The 16,906-nt window shown below is 59.7% G+C and carries 16 protein-coding genes; 13 read left to right on the forward strand and 3 right to left on the reverse strand.

The features are described from left to right. Positions 1-33 precede the first annotated feature (33 nt). The 10 genes from xsc to ACFWW2_RS05115 all read left to right on the forward strand — a co-directional run bounded on the left by xsc (position 34) and on the right by ACFWW2_RS05115 (position 10,373). Entirely contained in the window at positions 34-1,806 is a 1,773-nt protein-coding gene (gene xsc, locus ACFWW2_RS05070; RefSeq protein WP_393926655.1) for a sulfoacetaldehyde acetyltransferase, read from the forward strand. A gap of 3 nt (positions 1,807-1,809) precedes the next feature. Then, on the forward strand, positions 1,810-2,556 hold the full coding sequence (locus ACFWW2_RS05075) for a sulfite exporter TauE/SafE family protein (RefSeq protein WP_393926656.1): 747 nt from the start codon (positions 1,810-1,812) through the stop codon (positions 2,554-2,556). A 1-nt stretch (position 2,557) separates the two neighbouring features. Continuing rightward, complete coding sequence (locus ACFWW2_RS05080; protein WP_393926657.1) at positions 2,558-3,493, forward strand: phosphate acyltransferase; 936 nt, start codon at positions 2,558-2,560, stop codon at positions 3,491-3,493. Then, the gene (locus tag ACFWW2_RS05085) at positions 3,490-4,554 is read left to right on the forward strand and encodes an acetate/propionate family kinase (RefSeq protein WP_393926658.1); all 1,065 of its coding nucleotides are present in this window, start codon (positions 3,490-3,492) and stop codon (positions 4,552-4,554) included. Before ACFWW2_RS05080 ends, ACFWW2_RS05085 begins: the two co-directional genes overlap by 4 nt. 3 nt (positions 4,555-4,557) lie before the next feature. Continuing rightward, the gene (locus ACFWW2_RS05090; protein ID WP_393926659.1) at positions 4,558-5,319 is read left to right on the forward strand and encodes a TSUP family transporter; all 762 of its coding nucleotides are present in this window, start codon (positions 4,558-4,560) and stop codon (positions 5,317-5,319) included. Positions 5,320-5,331: 12 nt separating this feature from the next. Beyond that, entirely contained in the window at positions 5,332-8,157 is a 2,826-nt protein-coding gene (locus ACFWW2_RS05095) for a molybdopterin oxidoreductase family protein (RefSeq protein ID WP_393926660.1), read from the forward strand. Positions 8,158-8,230: 73 nt separating this feature from the next. Then, the gene (locus ACFWW2_RS05100) at positions 8,231-8,380 is read left to right on the forward strand and encodes a hypothetical protein (RefSeq protein WP_393926661.1); all 150 of its coding nucleotides are present in this window, start codon (positions 8,231-8,233) and stop codon (positions 8,378-8,380) included. Beyond that, complete coding sequence (locus tag ACFWW2_RS05105; protein WP_393926662.1) at positions 8,377-9,138, forward strand: 4Fe-4S dicluster domain-containing protein; 762 nt, start codon at positions 8,377-8,379, stop codon at positions 9,136-9,138. The genes ACFWW2_RS05100 and ACFWW2_RS05105 overlap by 4 nt, the downstream gene beginning before the upstream one ends. After that, on the forward strand, positions 9,138-10,010 hold the full coding sequence (locus tag ACFWW2_RS05110; RefSeq protein ID WP_393926663.1) for a dimethyl sulfoxide reductase anchor subunit family protein: 873 nt from the start codon (positions 9,138-9,140) through the stop codon (positions 10,008-10,010). The genes ACFWW2_RS05105 and ACFWW2_RS05110 overlap by 1 nt, the downstream gene beginning before the upstream one ends. A gap of 201 nt (positions 10,011-10,211) precedes the next feature. Then, the gene (locus ACFWW2_RS05115; protein ID WP_393926664.1) at positions 10,212-10,373 is read left to right on the forward strand and encodes an SEC-C metal-binding domain-containing protein; all 162 of its coding nucleotides are present in this window, start codon (positions 10,212-10,214) and stop codon (positions 10,371-10,373) included. Positions 10,374-10,401: 28 nt separating this feature from the next. Here ACFWW2_RS05115 and ACFWW2_RS05120 read toward each other — a convergent pair whose 3' ends face one another. From ACFWW2_RS05120 to ACFWW2_RS05130, 3 genes are all read right to left on the reverse strand, one after another. Then, positions 10,402-11,613, reverse strand: coding sequence for a threonine ammonia-lyase (locus ACFWW2_RS05120; protein ID WP_393926666.1), 1,212 nt, complete (start codon positions 11,611-11,613; stop codon positions 10,402-10,404). A gap of 88 nt (positions 11,614-11,701) precedes the next feature. After that, on the reverse strand, positions 11,702-12,763 hold the full coding sequence (locus tag ACFWW2_RS05125; protein WP_393926667.1) for an ABC transporter ATP-binding protein: 1,062 nt from the start codon (positions 12,761-12,763) through the stop codon (positions 11,702-11,704). Positions 12,764-12,766: 3 nt separating this feature from the next. Further along, positions 12,767-13,561 (reverse strand): IclR family transcriptional regulator, encoded by a 795-nt coding sequence (locus ACFWW2_RS05130; protein WP_393926704.1) that lies wholly within the window; start codon positions 13,559-13,561, stop codon positions 12,767-12,769. Positions 13,562-13,732: 171 nt separating this feature from the next. Between ACFWW2_RS05130 and ACFWW2_RS05135 the strand changes: the two genes are divergently transcribed. The 3 genes from ACFWW2_RS05135 (at position 13,733) to ACFWW2_RS05145 (ending at position 16,904) form a co-directional block, all read left to right on the forward strand. After that, on the forward strand, positions 13,733-14,998 hold the full coding sequence (locus ACFWW2_RS05135) for an ABC transporter substrate-binding protein (protein WP_393926668.1): 1,266 nt from the start codon (positions 13,733-13,735) through the stop codon (positions 14,996-14,998). Positions 14,999-15,099: 101 nt separating this feature from the next. Next, the gene (locus ACFWW2_RS05140; protein WP_393926669.1) at positions 15,100-16,056 is read left to right on the forward strand and encodes a carbohydrate ABC transporter permease; all 957 of its coding nucleotides are present in this window, start codon (positions 15,100-15,102) and stop codon (positions 16,054-16,056) included. After that, positions 16,056-16,904: a carbohydrate ABC transporter permease gene (locus tag ACFWW2_RS05145; protein WP_393926670.1), complete on the forward strand. Its 849-nt coding sequence runs from the start codon at positions 16,056-16,058 to the stop codon at positions 16,902-16,904. The genes ACFWW2_RS05140 and ACFWW2_RS05145 overlap by 1 nt, the downstream gene beginning before the upstream one ends. The last annotated feature ends 2 nt before the right edge of the window (positions 16,905-16,906 follow it).

The following is a 16,906-nucleotide window of genomic DNA, read 5'->3' on the forward strand; positions in this document are numbered from 1 at the left end:
CATTGACCGATCCACGGGGAAGGGACCATTCCAATGAAGATGACCACCGAAGAAGCATTCGTCAAAACGCTGCAGGCCCACGGCATCCGCCACGCCTTTGGCATCATCGGATCGGCCATGATGCCGATTTCGGATATCTTCCCCGCCGCCGGCATCACGTTCTGGGACTGCGCCCATGAAGGCTCTGCCGGCATGATGGCTGATGGCTACACCCGTGCGACCGGTGAGATGTCGATGATGATCGCCCAGAACGGCCCCGGCATAACCAACTTCGTCACTGCCGTGAAAACCGCCTACTGGAACCACACCCCTTGCCTGCTGGTCACCCCGCAGGCCGCCAACAAGACCATCGGTCAGGGTGGTTTCCAGGAAATGGAGCAGATGAACCTGTTCGCCGATTGTGTGGCCTATCAGGAAGAGGTCCGCGACCCGTCCCGCATCTGTGAGGTGCTGGCCCGCGTGATTGCCAAGGCACATCGTTTGTCCGGCCCCGCCCAGATCAACATTCCGCGTGACTTCTGGACCCAGGTCATTGATATCGAAATCCCCGAGCCGGTGATGTTCGAGGTCAGCCCCGGTGGCGAGACGTCGATTGCCAAGGCGGCCGAACTGCTGTCGAACGCCAAGTTCCCCGTGATCCTGAACGGTGCCGGTGTGGTGCTGGCCGAGGGCGGTATTGAGGCATCAAAGGTTCTGGCCGAGCAGTTGGACGCCCCTGTTTGCGTGGGCTACCAGCATAATGACGCGTTCCCCGGCAACCACCCGCTGTTTGCAGGGCCATTGGGCTATAATGGCTCAAAGGCAGGCATGGAGCTGATCAGCAAGGCCGATGTCGTGCTGGCGCTTGGCACCCGGTTGAACCCGTTTTCGACCCTGCCCGGCTATGGCATTGATTACTGGCCCAAGGATGCAAAGGTCATTCAGGTCGATATCAACCCTGACCGGATCGGTCTGACCAAGAAGGTCACGGTGGGTATCGTGGGGGACGCGGCGAAGGTGGCCAAGGGGATCACCGCTGCACTGGCCGATACTGCAGGCGATGCAGGCCGCGATGAGCGCAAGGCGATGATCGCGCAGACGAAATCGGCCTGGGCGCAGGAGCTGTCATCGCTGGATCACGAAGATGACGATCCCGGCACCACATGGAACGAGCGTGCGCGTGCCGCCCGCCCGGACTGGATGTCACCCCGTCAGGCATGGCGTGCCATTCAGGCGGCAATGCCGGAGAACGCGATCATTTCCTCCGATATCGGGAATAACTGCGCGATCGGGAACGCTTATCCGTCCTTCCCGACGGGTCGCAAATATCTGGCCCCCGGCCTGTTCGGCCCTTGTGGTTATGGTCTGCCGTCCATCGTTGGTGCCAAGATCGGCTGCCCCGATGTGCCGGTGATCGGTTTTGCCGGTGACGGTGCATTTGGGATTGCGGTGAACGAGCTGACCGCCATTGGCCGCGATGAATGGCCTGCCATCACACAGATCGTGTTCCGCAACTATCAGTGGGGCGCGGAAAAGCGCAATTCGACCCTGTGGTTCGATGACAATTTCGTCGGCACCGAGTTGGACATGAAAGTGTCTTATGCGGGCATCGCGCAGGCCTGTGGCCTAATCGGGGTGCAGGCCAAGACGATGGATGAACTGACTCACATGCTGAAACAGGCGATCAGGGATCAGATGGAGAACAACAAGACCACGCTGATCGAGGTTATCCTGAACCAGGAACTGGGCGAGCCGTTCCGCCGTGATGCCATGAAGAAACCTGTGCGTGTTGCTGGCATCGACAAAGCGGATATGGCGGCCGAGTAATCGGTGCCATTCGATCTTGGCCCCGGCACGACGGCGGCCCTGGCTATTGCACTGCTGGGGGCCGCGTTCGTCCGGGGCTATTCGGGTTTCGGGTTTTCGGCGATCTTCATTGCCTTCGCGGCTTTGCTGACCAACCCGCTCCCGCTGATACCGGTGGTGTTTTCATGCGAAATGCTCATGACAGTCTTTCAGGCCCGCGGCATTCAAGGGGCTGTGGACTGGCGGCGGGTGTTTGCGTTGCTGGCGGGGGCGGCGGTGGTTTTGCCCGCGTCGGTCTGGTTCATCCTGTCGCTGGGCGAAGGAACGGTACGGCTGGCCGTATCGCTGATCGTTCTGGTGATGTCCTTGGTCCTGCTCTCGGGCTGGACGTTGCAGCGCACCATCCGCAGCCCCGGTCATATTGGCGTCGGCATGGTGTCGGGCCTTTGCAACAGCGCAGGGATCGGCGGGCTGCCGGTCGCCGCATTCATGGCGGCCCAACCGATGGAAGCCTCCCGGTTTCGCGCCACGATGATCGTTTACCTGACGGGCCTCGACCTGATCACCATGCCTCTTCTTTGGGCCGGTGGATTGGTCACATGGGAAACCGCGTTGGGCGTTGGTCTGGCCTTTCCGCTGCTGGGTCTGGGTGTCTGGCTGGGCGGGCGTCAGTTTCTGGCTGCTTCCCCCTCCACATTCCGGCGATTTGCGGTGATGTTGCTGTTGACGCTGTCCGTGCTTGGACTGCTGCGCGCCATGATAGGGATCTGACATGACATCACCGTTTCTTTCCACCCGCGAGGCACAGGCCCCGCAAGACCTGATCGACCGGGCCAAGCGATTTGGTGCGCCACGGGTGGCCATCGCACGCGCCGGGGCGCCCTTGCCGATGGAGGCCGCAGAGGACGCGACAAAGGCCGGTATCATGGTTCCGGTTTTTGTGGGCGAGGCGGATATGATCCGCGCCGAGGCGGACAAGCTGGGCTGGGATATCGCGGGTTATGCGCTGCACGACACGACGGGTGAGGAAGAGGCAGGCCGCGTTGCCGCCGCCCTGTGTGGTGCGGGTGAGGCCGATGTTCTGATGAAGGGGCAGTTGCACACGGATGTATTCATGAAGGCCGCCGTGTCCCGTGATGCGGGCCTGCGTACTGGCCAGCGGTTTGTGCATATCTTTCATATCACCCATCCGGATGGCGGTCGTCCGATCCTGATTTCGGATGCCGCCGTGAACGTGGCCCCCGATCTGGCGACGCGCCAGTCGTCGATTGTCGAGGTCAAGGATCTGCTGAACCGGTTGGGCAATGACCGCCCGAAGATCGCGATCCTGTCAGCGACAGAGAGCGCAATTCCGTCGGTGCCGTCTTCGATGGACGGGCAGGCGCTGGCGGGGTGGGCGCGAGAGAATGTGGATGGTGTAGATGTATCGGGCCCTCTGGCGTTCGATCTGATCATGTCGCCCAGGGCGGTGGCGACCAAGAAACTGACCGCTGATCCGGTGGCGGGGCAAGCCGATGCGATCATCGTGCCGGATATCGTCTCGGGCAACGCGCTCTTCAAAGCCTTCGTCTATCTGACTGGGGGTTGTGCGGCTGGGGTCGTCACGGGAGCGAAGGTGCCCATTCTGTTGACCTCACGGGCCGATCCTCCGGCGGCGCGAATTGCTTCGGCGGCTTTGGCATCGATCAAATGCGGGTTGGCGAAATGATCCTAGTTCTAAACGCCGGCTCATCCTCATTGAAAATCAAGGTCTTCGACGAGGAACTAAACAGCATCATCAAGGGACGGGTGACCAACCTTGGCACATCCGGGCAACTGCGGATGGGCGATGACGTAAAAGAGGTCGAAACCCGCGATCACGCCGAGGCACTTGATCTGATGCTAAACGCACTGGCCGCCGCGGGATATCCGCTGACCGCGTTTAAGACAGCCGCGCATCGTGTGGTCCATGGTGGCACGATCTTGACTCAGCCGGCCCGTCTGACGCCGACAGCGATTGCCGCGATTGAAAGCGTCATTCCGCTGGCCCCGCTGCATAACCCCAATAACCTCGCTGGCATCTACGCGCTGCAGAAAACTGCACCCGACATGCCGCAATACTGCAGCTTCGGCACCGCGTTTCATGCCACTAACCCGGCGGTTGCGGTACGCTACGCCATTCCGCAGACGCATCATGATGCGGGCATACGGCGGTACGGGTTTCACGGGTTGAGCTACGACAATATGGTCTCCGATTTCGGCGATGCATTGCCCGAGCGTCTGCTCGCATTCCATTTGGGCAACGGCACCAGCCTCTGCGCCATTCATCACGGCAAATCCATCGCGACCTCAATGGGGTATTCGCCGCTATCGGGTCTGACGATGGGAACGCGCGCCGGTGATATTGACGGGGCAGCGGTGCTGCGGATGTCAAAATCGTTGGGCGAGGATGAGACCGACCGCATGCTCAACAACAACTCCGGTCTGCGGGCGCTGGCGGGTGATTGGAACATGAAACATCTGCTGGAGCGCGAGGACGATGCCGCCAAATTCGCGGTCGAGCATTTCTGCTATTGGGCCGCCCGCCATGCCGGATCGGCCATTGTCGCGATGGGCGGCTTGGATGCTGTCGCATTTACCGGGGGGATTGGTGAGAATGCCGCCCCTGTCCGCGATAGGATCATGCAGCATCTGTCGCTGTTTGGCGACGTGCCGGTGCATGTCATTGAAGCCGACGAAGAGAAACAGATCGCCCGCGATGCGCTGGCCCTGATGGCCGAGGGGCGCTAACGGATGGATGCCTTGCTGACCCTCACCGATCTGACCGGACAGGAGTTTGTGATCCTGACGGTGATCGTGGTGGTCGCGGGCATCGTGCGCGGGTTTTCGGGCTTTGCCCTGTCGGCGATGGTGATGGCGACAGGTGTTCTGATCCTGCCCCCGATCCAGCTGATCCCGATCTGCTGGTGTCTGGAGATGGTCGCGTCACTGATGATGGCGCGGTCCGGCTGGCGGGAGGCGGACAGGGGCATTGTGATGGGTCTTGTCATCGGCTCCGCGGTCGGTGTGCCGATTGGTCTGGCCTTGCTGACATCGCTGCCAGTGGAGACATCCAAGCTGATCGTGCTGCTGGTCATCATCGTACTGGCCGTGACTCAATTGGCCAAGATCAGGCTGGCATTTCTGGCGACGCGCGCAGGCCTTTACCTGTCGGGCCTTGTGGCCGGGATCGTGACCGGGGTCGCCCATGTCGGTGGCATGGTTGTGGCGCTTTATGTGCTGTCGCAGGATGCTACGGCGGCCAAGATGCGCGCGGCGCTGGTGCTGTTTTTGTTCATCAGCATGTTCACATCACTGATCTATTACGTGCTCGCTGATGTCATGGATATGCAGGCCGTCTGGCGTGGTCTCGCCTTTGCACTACCAACCGCCGCAGGTGTGTTTATCGGTCAATGGCTGTTCACCCCCCGCTTCGCCACCTATTATCGCCCCTTCTGCCTGTCGCTTTTGTGCGCGCTGGCAGGTGCGGCCCTTGTCCGCACACAATTCGCTTGAAAGGTTTGCCCCATGTCCCTTGATCAGCCGCAACTGGATACATCACCCAAGGTCTCGGACGAGGTGCGCAAGACAACCTGCTACATGTGCGCCTGCCGCTGCGGGATCAATGTGCATATGAAGGGTGGCAAGGTCGCCTATATCGAGGGCAACAAGGATCATCCGGTGAACCGGGGTGTGCTGTGTGCCAAAGGCAGCGCGGGGATCATGCAGCACAACGCGCCGTCGCGGCTGCGGGCCCCGTTGAAACGGGTCGGCCCGCGCGGGTCGGGCGAGTTCGAGGAGATTTCCTGGGAAGAGGCGCTGACGATTGCGACGGATTGGCTGGCGCCCATCCGCGCCGAAGCCCCCGAGAAGCTGGCGTTCTTCACGGGTCGCGATCAGTCGCAATCTTTCACATCCTTCTGGGCACAGGGGTTTGGCACCCCGAACTATGCCGCCCATGGGGGGTTCTGTTCGGTGAACATGGCCGCCGCTGGCATCTACACGATGGGCGGTGCGTTCTGGGAATTTGGCCAGCCGGATTGGGACCATACCAAGCTGTTCATGCTGTTCGGCGTGGCCGAGGACCATGACAGCAACCCGATCAAGATGGGCATTGGCAAGATCAAGGCGCGTGGGGCGCGGATGATCGGGGTGAACCCGATCAGGACCGGCTATAATGCTGTGGCCGATGACTGGGTCGGAATCACGCCGGGAACCGATGGTCAGTTCATCCTGGCGCTGATCCATTGCCTGATGAAGGCGGGTAAGGTTGATCTGGATTATCTGGCGCGGTTCACCAACGCGTCGGTACTGGTGAACGAAGACCCCAAATCGGATCAGTTCGGCCTGTTTTTGCGCGATGCCGATGGTCAGCCGCAGGTCATCGACCGGCGTACCGGAGCGCTGGCCCCGTGGAACGGACAAGGGGTGGAGCCTGATCTGGCGGCCACACACCGCGCCAAAGGTGTGACCCACCGCCCGGTGTTTCACCTGATGGCGGATCGGTATTTGTCGGATGAATACGCGCCAGAGGCTGTCGCGGATAGCTGCGGTATTTCGGCGAAACGTATTCGCGCGATTGCGGCTGATCTGGCCCGCGTCGCCTTTGACGAGGCGATTGAGCTGGACCGTGAATGGACGGATTTCCGGGGCAAGAAACACGAAAAGATGGTGGGGCGTCCAGTGTCGTTCCACGCGATGCGCGGGATCTCGGCGCATTCCAACGGGTTTCAGACCTGCCGCGCGCTGCATGTGCTGCAGATCATCCTCGGGTCCGTCGAGGTGCCGGGCGGCATGCGGTTCAAGCCGCCCTACCCCAAGCCTGCGACGGCGCATCCGAAGCCACATGGCAAGGTCACACCGGGTGCGGCGCTGGACGGTCCGCATCTGGGTTATACCCATGGGCCGGAGGATTTGCTGATCGACGCGGATGGCAAGCCGACGCGCATCGACAAGGCGTATAGCTGGGAAAACCCCATGTCTGCCCATGGGCTGATGCATATGGTGATCTCGAACGCCCATGCGGGCGATCCTTACAAGATCGACACGCTGTTCATGTATATGGCGAACATGTCTTGGAATTCGTCGATGAATGTCGGCGGTGTGATGAAGATGCTGACGGATAAGGGCGAGGATGGCGAATATGTCATTCCGCACATCATCTATTCAGACGCCTATTCGTCGGAAATGGTGGCCTATGCCGACCTGATCCTGCCCGACACGACCTATCTGGAGCGGCATGATTGCATTTCGCTGCTGGACCGCCCGATTTGCGAGGCGGATGGCGTGGCCGATGCGATCCGGTGGCCGGTGGTAGAGCCGGACCGCGATGTGCGCGGGTTCCAGTCGGTCCTGTGCGATCTGGGTGGGCGGCTGGGCCTGCCAGGATTTGTCAATGACGATGGCAGCCTGAAATACGCCGATTATGCCGATTACATCACCAATCATATCCGCCGCCCCGGGATCGGGCCGCTGGCGGGTTTCCGTGGTGCTGATGGTGATGGCAAAGGCCGTGGCGATGTGAACCCCGACCAGTTGCAGGCCTATATCGACAATGGCGGGTTCTGGATCGAGCATGTTCCCGAAAACGCCGCCTATTACAAACCGTTCAGCAAGGATTATCAGGACTGGGCGGTGAAGATGGGGTTCTACGATGTAGAACAGCCCTATATCTTTCAGCTTTACGTCGAACCCCTGCGCAAGTTTCAGGCCGCCGCCGAAGGGATCGGCACCCGCCAGCCGCCAGAGCATTTGCGTGGCCGTATCAAGGTCACGATGGACCCGCTGCCGATCTGGTATCCGCCCTTCGAGGATGGCCATGTGGACCCGGTGGAATACCCGATCCACGCCCTGACCCAACGGCCCATGGCGATGTATCATTCCTGGGGCACCCAGAACGCCTGGCTGCGCCAGATCCACGGGCACAACCCGCTTTATGTCCCGACAAAGGTGTGGGAGGCGAACGGGTTTGCTGACGGTGATTGGGCCAAGGTGACATCCGCCCACGGGTCCATCGTGGTGCCGGTGGCGCATCAGGCGTCGCTGAACGAAAACACCGTCTGGACATGGAACGCCATCGGCAAGCGCAAGGGCGCCTGGGCGCTGGGTGAGGACGCGAGCGAGGCGACAAAGGGGTTTCTGCTGAACCACCTGATCCATGAATTGCTGCCACCCAAGGGGGACGGGCTGCGATGGGCCAATTCCGACCCGATCACAGGTCAGGCGGCGTGGTTCGATTTGCGCGTGAAGATCGAGAAATCCGCGGTGCCTAACGAGGCGCAACCGGCGATGCCCGCGATCAGGTCGCCGGTGGGCAAGGGGCCGAGCGAGTTAGAGTGGAAGGTGGGGGAATGAGTGTGCCAATTTTCTTCGAAGAAAATTGTCCAGAATTTTCGAAAATTCTGGTCGCCCGTCTGGAGGGAGTAGCATGAACAACCGTCAGGTTCTCATGATCATTGCCGCGTTCGTCACCCTGACCGTCGGCAGCTTCATCTGGTTCATCGCCACATGGGACGCCGCTGCCGAAGAACCGCTGGGCCAGAATGCCCCCATAACGATTGAAAGGGCCATCGTATGACCCAACTCCCCCCGCCCTCCGCCAAGAAGCTGGGCCTTGTGATTGATCTGGACACCTGCGTGGGCTGCCATGCCTGTGTGGTGTCCTGCAAAGGCTGGAACACCGAGAATTACGGTGCGCCACTGTCCGACCAGAACGCCTATTCCGGGGCCGCGTCGGGTACGTTTCTGAACCGGGTGCATTCCTATGAGGTGCAGCCGGAACAGGGTACCGCACAGCTGATCCATTTCCCCAAATCCTGCCTGCATTGCGAGGATGCCCCTTGCGTCACTGTGTGCCCGACCGGGGCCAGTTACAAGCGGGCCGAGGACGGCATCGTGCTGGTCAATGAAAGTGACTGTATCGGATGTGGTCTGTGCGCCTGGGCCTGCCCTTATGGCGCGCGGGAGCTGGACGCCAAGGAAGGCGTGATGAAGAAATGCACCCTTTGCGTAGACCGGATTTATAACGAAAACCTGCCCGAGGAAGACCGCCAGCCTGCCTGCGTGCGCACCTGCCCTGCCGGGGCCCGGCATTTCGGCGATCTGGGCGACCCAGACAGTGATGTGTCACAGCTTGTCGCGGAACGGGGCGGGTTTGACCTGATGCCAGAACAAGGCACGAAACCCGTCAACAAATACCTGCCGCCACGGCCCAAGGATGTGGAGTCCGAAATCGACATTCTGGCGCCCTATCTGGAGCCAGTGGCACAGGACGGCGCGGGCTTTGCCCATTGGCTGGACAAGGCACTGTCCGCCCTACCCGGAGGCGCGAAGTAATGCATCCTGCAGCATCAGTTATCATTTTCAATACGTTTTCGGGTCTTGGGTTCGGTCTGTTGTTCTGGCTTGGCATGGGTGTGCTGGTCCCGACGGGTTGGGGCGCGTTTATCTGGTTTACCATTGCCTATCTCTTTGCCGTTGGCGGGTTGATCGCATCCACTTTTCACCTGGGCCATCCCGAACGGGCCATCAAGGCGTTCAGCCAGTGGAAAACAAGCTGGCTGAGCCGAGAGGGTGTCTGCGCGGTCTTTGCCCTGATCGTGATGGCGATCTATGGGGCGGGGCTGGTTTTTGCGGGCACCCGGCTCGGGTTAGTCGGTATCATCGGCGGGTTGGCATCGCTGGGCGTCGTGTTCACAACGTCGATGATCTATGCCCAGATGAAAACCGTGCCGCGCTGGCGGCACTGGACCACCCCGGCGATGTATCTGCTGTTGTCGCTTGGTGGTGGTGCCCTGCTGGCAGGGCAGGTCCGCATCGCTGCGGTTCTGCTGATCATCGGGGGCATTTTGCAGTTATTCGCGTGGGGCACGGGCGACCGGCGATTTGCCGAAGCGGGTACGACGATGGCAACCGCGACCGGGTTGGGCCATATCGGCAAGGTCCGCGCGTTTGAACCACCGCATACTGGCACCAATTACCTGATGCGCGAGTTCATTCATGTGGTGGGCCGCAAACATGCCGATCAGTTGCGGATCATCACGATTGGACTGGCCTTCGTGCTGCCGGTGGTTTTGCTGCTGCTGCCGTTTTCGCATGTCTTTGCGGCGCTGGCCGTGCTGGCCCATATCGCGGGGGTTCTGACCTTGCGCTGGCTGTTCTTTGCGCAGGCCGAACATGTGGTGGGGCTGTATTACGGGAAGCGCTAGAATGCCTGCAAAGAAAGATGTCGCATTTGCGATTGCGACGCGCTAGGTCAGCCGTTCCAAACATGTATTGATGGAGGTTATCATGGCAAAACGTATCAAACCCGAAGATCGCCCCTCCTTTCGAGGTCACGTCTAAGCGCCGCAGATCGTTCCCGTCCGAGACACGTGTGAAGACGGGCCAGCGTATGGTGCGAGGGCGACGTGGAACTTCAAGAGAAGCTGGGTCGCAAGGATCCCTGCCCATGTGGGTCAGGCAAGCGGTACAAACGATGCTGCCTGAAATCCGGCCGTTACGATGGCAGTCGACGGGACCACTACTTTCAGAGAGCGCCGGTAAGCCGGCGCTCTTCCATCTTCAGGTGATGACAGAAAGCCCGAAGTGCGTCTTCCTCTACAAATCCTGCGGCACCCGCACCTTCAGCCCAGCGTCGCGCAGAACGGCCAAAATACTGTCCACATGGGTCTGATCGCGGGCTTCGATCACGATTTCCAGTTCGGCCTGTTTCAGCGAAACGCTTTGCATCATCCGCTGGTGGATCACCTCGATGACATTCGCCCCCGCATCCCCGATGATCGTTGATATCTTGGAGAGTTGCCCGGGCGTATCGTCAATCTCGAACACCAGCCGGGTGATCCGCCCGTCGCGCATCAGGCCCCGCACGATCAGGGTCGACAGCAATCGGGAGTCGATATTGCCGCCGCAGACGACCAGCCCCACTTTCTTGCCCGCAAAATGGTCGAGATGTTTCTTGATGACGGCCAGACCGGCCCCTGCGGCCCCTTCGGCGACAAGCTTTTCGTAGGATAACAGATCGAATACCGCCTGTTCGATTTCCGGCTCAGTTGCGCTGTCCACCCGGTCGACCAGCTTGCGGATAACGTCCAGATTGGCAGGGCTGGGCTTGCGTACGGCGATACCCTCGGCCAGCGTGGACCCGGCGAAATTGGGGCTGGTGTCGTCGAAATGGGCCTTGGCCGCGTCAAAGACATGGGCCTGCGCGCCGATGATTTCGATGTCGGGTCTGATGGTCTTGGCGGCCACGGCGATCCCTGCGATCAGCCCGCCACCGCCAATGGGCACGACGATGCAATCCAGATCGGGTTGCTGTTCGAGCATCTCAAGCGCGACGGTGCCCTGCCCGGCGGCCACAACAGGGTCGTCAAAGGGGTGGATAAAGGTCATCCCCCGCTCTGCCGCCAGATCAAGCGTGAACTGCACGCTGTCGTCAAAGCCCGCCCCATAGATAACCACCTCAGCCCCCAGATCGCTGGTACGCTGGATTTTGTTGAAGGGCGTGCCTTCGGGCATCACGATGGTGGACGGAATACCCAGTTGCGTGGCGTGGAAGGCAACGCCTTGGGCGTGGTTGCCCGCGCTGCAGGCGATGACGCCATGTTTGCGCGCGTCTTCGGACAGGGTCAGCAGCTTGGCCAGCGCACCGCGCGCCTTGAACGCGTTGGTGTGCTGCAGGTTTTCCAGCTTGAGATAAAGGTCGATGCCTAGATGGTGCGACAGCCGGGTGGCGGGAACGGTGGGCGTGCGGATGGTGGCGGATTGGATCGCCTCGTAAGCGGCACGAATATCGTCAACGTGCAATGTCACCGGCACCTCCCCCTGGTGCGCGCCGGTGCGGCCTGTGCCAAAATTCTTGGTAAGAATTTTGTCCAGAATTTTCGAAAATTCTGGTGCCCTAGCTGCGAATGCGCGCCTCTGTTTCTGCGTCGAACAGATAGATGCGCTTGGGATCGATGTGAATACCCACTTTCGCCCCTTCGGCGGAGCGGTCATCGCCCCGTTCCTCGACGATCACACGCTCGCCGGTGTCGCTGGTCAGATAGGCGAATGACACGCCGCCCAGGCTTTCTGTCAGCTCGACCGTGTGGGTGTCGCCTGCGGGATCAATCAGGATATGTTCCGGCCGGGCACCGACACTGACCGCTTTGCCGTCATAGGCGGTGCTGATCAAACCATCAAAGCTGGCGCCAAGGCCCGGCGCGCTGACGCTGCCGCCATTGGCGACGCCGTTCACAAAGTTCATCGCAGGTGACCCGATAAAGCCAGCCACAAATTTGTTGTCGGGATCACGATAGAGATCCATCGGCGCGCCCACCTGTTCGATTTTGCCAAGGCGCAGCACCACGATCTTGTCGGCCAACGTCATCGCCTCGACCTGATCATGGGTGACGTAGATCATCGTCGCCCCGATTTCCTTGTGCAGGCGGGCGATTTCGACACGCATTTCCACCCGCAGTTCCGCGTCAAGGTTCGAGAGCGGTTCATCGAAAAGGAACACCTCCGGCCCGCGCACAATCGCCCGCCCGATGGACACCCGCTGGCGCTGACCACCGGACAGGGCCGATGGTTTGCGGTCCAGAAATTGTTCCAGTTTCAGAATACGGGTGGCCTCGGCCACTTTCTTGTCGATCTCGGGTTTGGGGTGACCGTTCATCTTCAACCCGAAGCCCATGTTGTCCTTGACCGTCATATGCGGGTAAAGCGCGTAGGTCTGGAACACCATCGCGACACCACGTTCGGACGGATCCATCCGGGTCACGTCGCGGGTGCCGATATTGATCTGGCCTTCGGTGGTTTCCTCCAACCCCGCCACCATCCGCAAGAGCGTGGATTTCCCGCAGCCCGACGGGCCCACGAAGACGCAGAATTCGCCGTCATTGATTTCCAGATCAATCCCGTGGATGACCTGCACATCGCCGTAGCGCTTGATCACTTTGTTCAGCGTAACACCTGACATGGTCTAAATCCCCGTTGCTTCTTTTGTTTCATAGTCCGGGAAGCTCCAGTTCTGGGCGTCCCTTGCGATCTTTTCGGCAGTCTCTTTCAAAATCGGCACATAGCCTTCGAGCCCGGCCAGATTGGTGCGTCCTGTGGTGCTCGTGACGGACAAGGCCCCTAGCACCCGGCCCCCTTCTGACAGGATCGGCATGGCGATGCAGATGATCCCCGGTTCGTGTTCTTCGCGGTCAAAGCCATAGCCGTTGCTGCGGATATCGGCGAGTTCTTCGCGCAGGGCCTCTGCATCTGTCAGCGTGTGCCCGGTGAATTTGTGAAAGCTTTGCTGCGCGATGATCCGGTCCATGCTGTCGGTGTCGGTAAAGGCCAGCATCACCTTGCCTACACCTGTGCAATAGGCCGGGCCGACCTTGCCTGCCTGGCTATACATTTGCACCGGCTTGCCCGCATTGCGTTTATCGACATAAAGCACCTGCGCATTGTCAAGCTGGGCCAGATGCACCGTTTCGCCGACCGCTGCGCTGAGCGCGTCGATATGGGGCCGCGCGATCGGTGCAAGCGTCGATTGTTCCCAGGCCGCATGGGCCAGACGTACCAGCCGGATGCCCGGTGCATAGGTCTGCCGGTCCGGGTCATAGGCCAGCATCTGCTGGTTTGTGAGCGTCTGCACGAACCGGTAAAGCGTGGGTTTGGGATAGTCAGACTGGGCCAGCAATTCGGCAAACCGGACTGGCCGACCGAAGGCCGCCACCTGATCCAGCACATGTAGTGCCTTGCCGACTGTGCCGTCACCGGTCACATGTCCCATGATCCCTCCCCGTCCTTTGCGGCCTTTGACACCGTTCTCCTCTCCGGTGCAGCCTTGGACTGTTGACAAGGCTAGCCGAGTCGCGGTTTAGTATCAATATCCAAAACCAAGTTTCAAATAATGAGACAGGGTAACACTATGGAAGCACCTAGGGAGGATACCATGCATTCCATTCTAAAGACGTCGCTTGCGGCGTTCGTTGCTGCTGGCGTGTCGGCGACTGCCGCCTTTGCCGATGCACACGCATCGCTGTCAGGCGATCTGCGCATTATCTCTGACATGTCCAATCCGGCCCCGCGTGCGGTGATGGAGGGCATGGTTGCCGATTTCGGCGCGCTGCACCCCGACCTGAATGTCGAACTGACCATCGTTGACCGCGAAGCCTGGAAAACCCAGATCCGCAATGCGCTGGGTGCCAACCCGCCAGACGTGGTGAACTGGTATGCCGCCAACCGGATGCGTCCTTATGTGGATGCCGGTCTGTTCGCCGATATCTCTGACCTGTGGGCCGAGCCTGAGTTCGAGGCGCTGGCATCCACCAAAGGTGCGATGACCCTGGACGACAAGCAGTGGGGTGTACCTTACACCTACTACCAGTGGGGCGTCTATTATCGCAAAGACATCTTCGACCAGTACGGCCTGTCAGAGCCGACAACCTGGGAAGAAGAGATGGCCAACTGCCAGACCCTGCTCGACAATGGCGTGAAGTGCTACACCATCGGCACCAAGTTCCTGTGGACCGCGGGCGGCTGGTTCGACTACATCAACAGCCGCACCAACGGCTATGATTTCCACATGGAACTGGCCCGTGGTGAAGTGCCATGGACCGATGACCGCGTGCGCCAGACATTCGCCAACTGGCGTCAGCTGATCGACATGGGCGCCTTTATCGACGATCACCAGAACTTCAGCTGGCAGGAAGCCTTGCCATTCATGCTGAATGGCGACGCCGCTGCTTACCTGATGGGTAACTTTGCTGTGGCGGCGATGCGTGATGGCGGTCTGACTGACGATCAACTGGATTTCTACCAGTTCCCCGTCATCAACGCTGATGTCGATTATGCCGAAGATGCGCCAACGGACACGTTCCACATCGCATCCGGTGCGCAGAACATGGATGCAGCCAAGGAATTCCTGCGGTTCGTTACATCTGCCGACGTCCAGACCAAGATCAATGGCGGTGACGCCTTGGGTCAGCTGCCGGTGAATGCGAATTCATCCATCGACGCGGACAAATTCCTCGAGCAGGGTTTTGACATGCTGTCGAACAATGCTGGTGGCGGTATCATGCAGTTCTTTGACCGCGACTTTGACGCTGAAATGGCATCGGTCGGCATGGAAGGCCTGCAGGAGTTCATGGTGTTCCCCGACAATCTGGACGACATCCTTGAGCGTCTGGAAGAGACCCGTCAGCGCATCTATCAGTAATCACGATTTGGGGCGGGCCAACGCGGCCCGCCCTTTTCTTCTCAACCCATCCGCAAGGCCCGCTGGCTTTTCGCATGTGTTGACCCATCAGGAGAGACGCCATGTCGGTATCACCGGCCGTTCCCAGTACGGATGCCATGCAGCCACAACGCAGCTGGTACAAACGCAACGAGATTGCCATCACGCCGTGGCTATTCCTGCTGCCCGCAATGCTGTTTTTTGCGGTCTACGTCATCATACCCATCGGTCAGTCGTTCTGGATTTCCCTTCATGATTGGGACGGGCTGGGTGAAAAGACATGGGTTGGCACGGCGAATTATGAACGTCTGCTGGGGATTGGTGATCAGAATATCGACCGCAAGTTCGAGGTGTCGTTCTGGAACAACCTGCGCTGGCTGATCCTGTATCTGCTGGCGATCCCGGCGGGTCTGTTTATTGCCCTGTTCCTGAACCAGACGGTCACGGGCATCCGACTTTACAAGTCGCTGTTCTTCTTTCCTTTCGTGATTTCTCAGGTTGTCGTCGGTCTGGTTTTCTCTTGGTTCTACCTGCCAAACGATGGCCTGTTCGACGTGATCACTGGCTTCTTTGGTGTCGACATTCGCGGTGGTGTTCTGGGCAATCCGAACACCGCCACCTATGGCATTATCGCCGCTGGCCTTTGGCCGCAGACGGCCTATTGCATGATCCTGTATCTGACCGGCCTGAATGCCGTTGACCCCGAACAGGTAGAGGCCGCGCGTCTTGACGGCGCCAAGGGCCGCAAGATGCTGTGGTACGTAATTCTGCCGCAGCTGAAACCTGCCACGTTCATTGCCTTCGTGGTGACGATCATCGGCGCGTTGCGGTCCTTCGATCTTATCAGCGTGATGACCAATGGCGGGCCGTTCGGGTCCACACGGGTTCTGTCATTCTACATGTTCGAGGAATCGCTATCCGAATTCGGGTTCCGCATGGGATACGGGGCGGCGATTGCCGTTGTCCTGTTCTTCATCATGCTGGGCTTTATCGTCTACTTCCTGTGGTCCATGTACCAAGATGAAAAGGGAGCCCGCTGATGTTTCCGACACCGATTGAAAAACGCCCCCGCTCCGCGCAGATCACCTATCAGGCGTTCCTGCCTGTTGCCCTGATCGTGTGGCTGCTGCCGCTCTTGGCTGTCGCCCTCTTCTCGATCAAGCCTGACGCCGATTTCACCAATGGCAATTACTGGGGCATTCCCAGCAGTTTCGAGGCGTTCAACAACTACGGCAAAGTGTTCTTTGAGTCGAACATGCCGCGCTATCTGATGAATTCGCTTCTGATCACCATCCCCACGGTGATCGGTGCGGTGGCGCTGTCTTGCATGGCCGGGTTTGCCTTGGGTGTTTACAAGTTCAAGGGTAACCTTCTGATCTTTTTCATCTTCATTGCGGGTAACTTTGTGCCCTTCCAGATCCTGATGGTGCCTGTGCGCGATCTGACCGTCAGCATGAACCTTTATGACACGAAGCTGGGGCTGGTCCTGTTCCACGTCGCGTTCCAAACCGGGTTCTGCACCCTCTTCATGCGCAACTTTATCCGCGCTCTGCCCTTCCCACTGATCGAGGCCGCGCGGGTTGAAGGGGTCGCAGAATGGCGCATCTTCCTGTTTGTCGTGCTGCCATTGATGAAGCCTGCGCTGGCTGCCCTCGCCGTCCTGATCTTTACCTTCATCTGGAACGATTATTTCTGGGCGGTCGTGCTGACCCAGGGGCCTGACGCCCAACCGGTCACCGCCGGGATTACCGAGTTCAATTCACAGTTCCGCGCTGCCTATCATCTGATGAGCGCGGGTTCCATTGTCGCCGCCCTTCCCCCTGTCGCGATGTTCTTTCTGATGCAGAAGCACTTCATCGCGGGTCTGACCCTTGGGGCCGTAAAGTAAGA

This window comes from Yoonia sp. R2-816, from assembly GCF_046762905.1.
Classification (GTDB): Bacteria; Pseudomonadota; Alphaproteobacteria; order Rhodobacterales; family Rhodobacteraceae; genus Yoonia.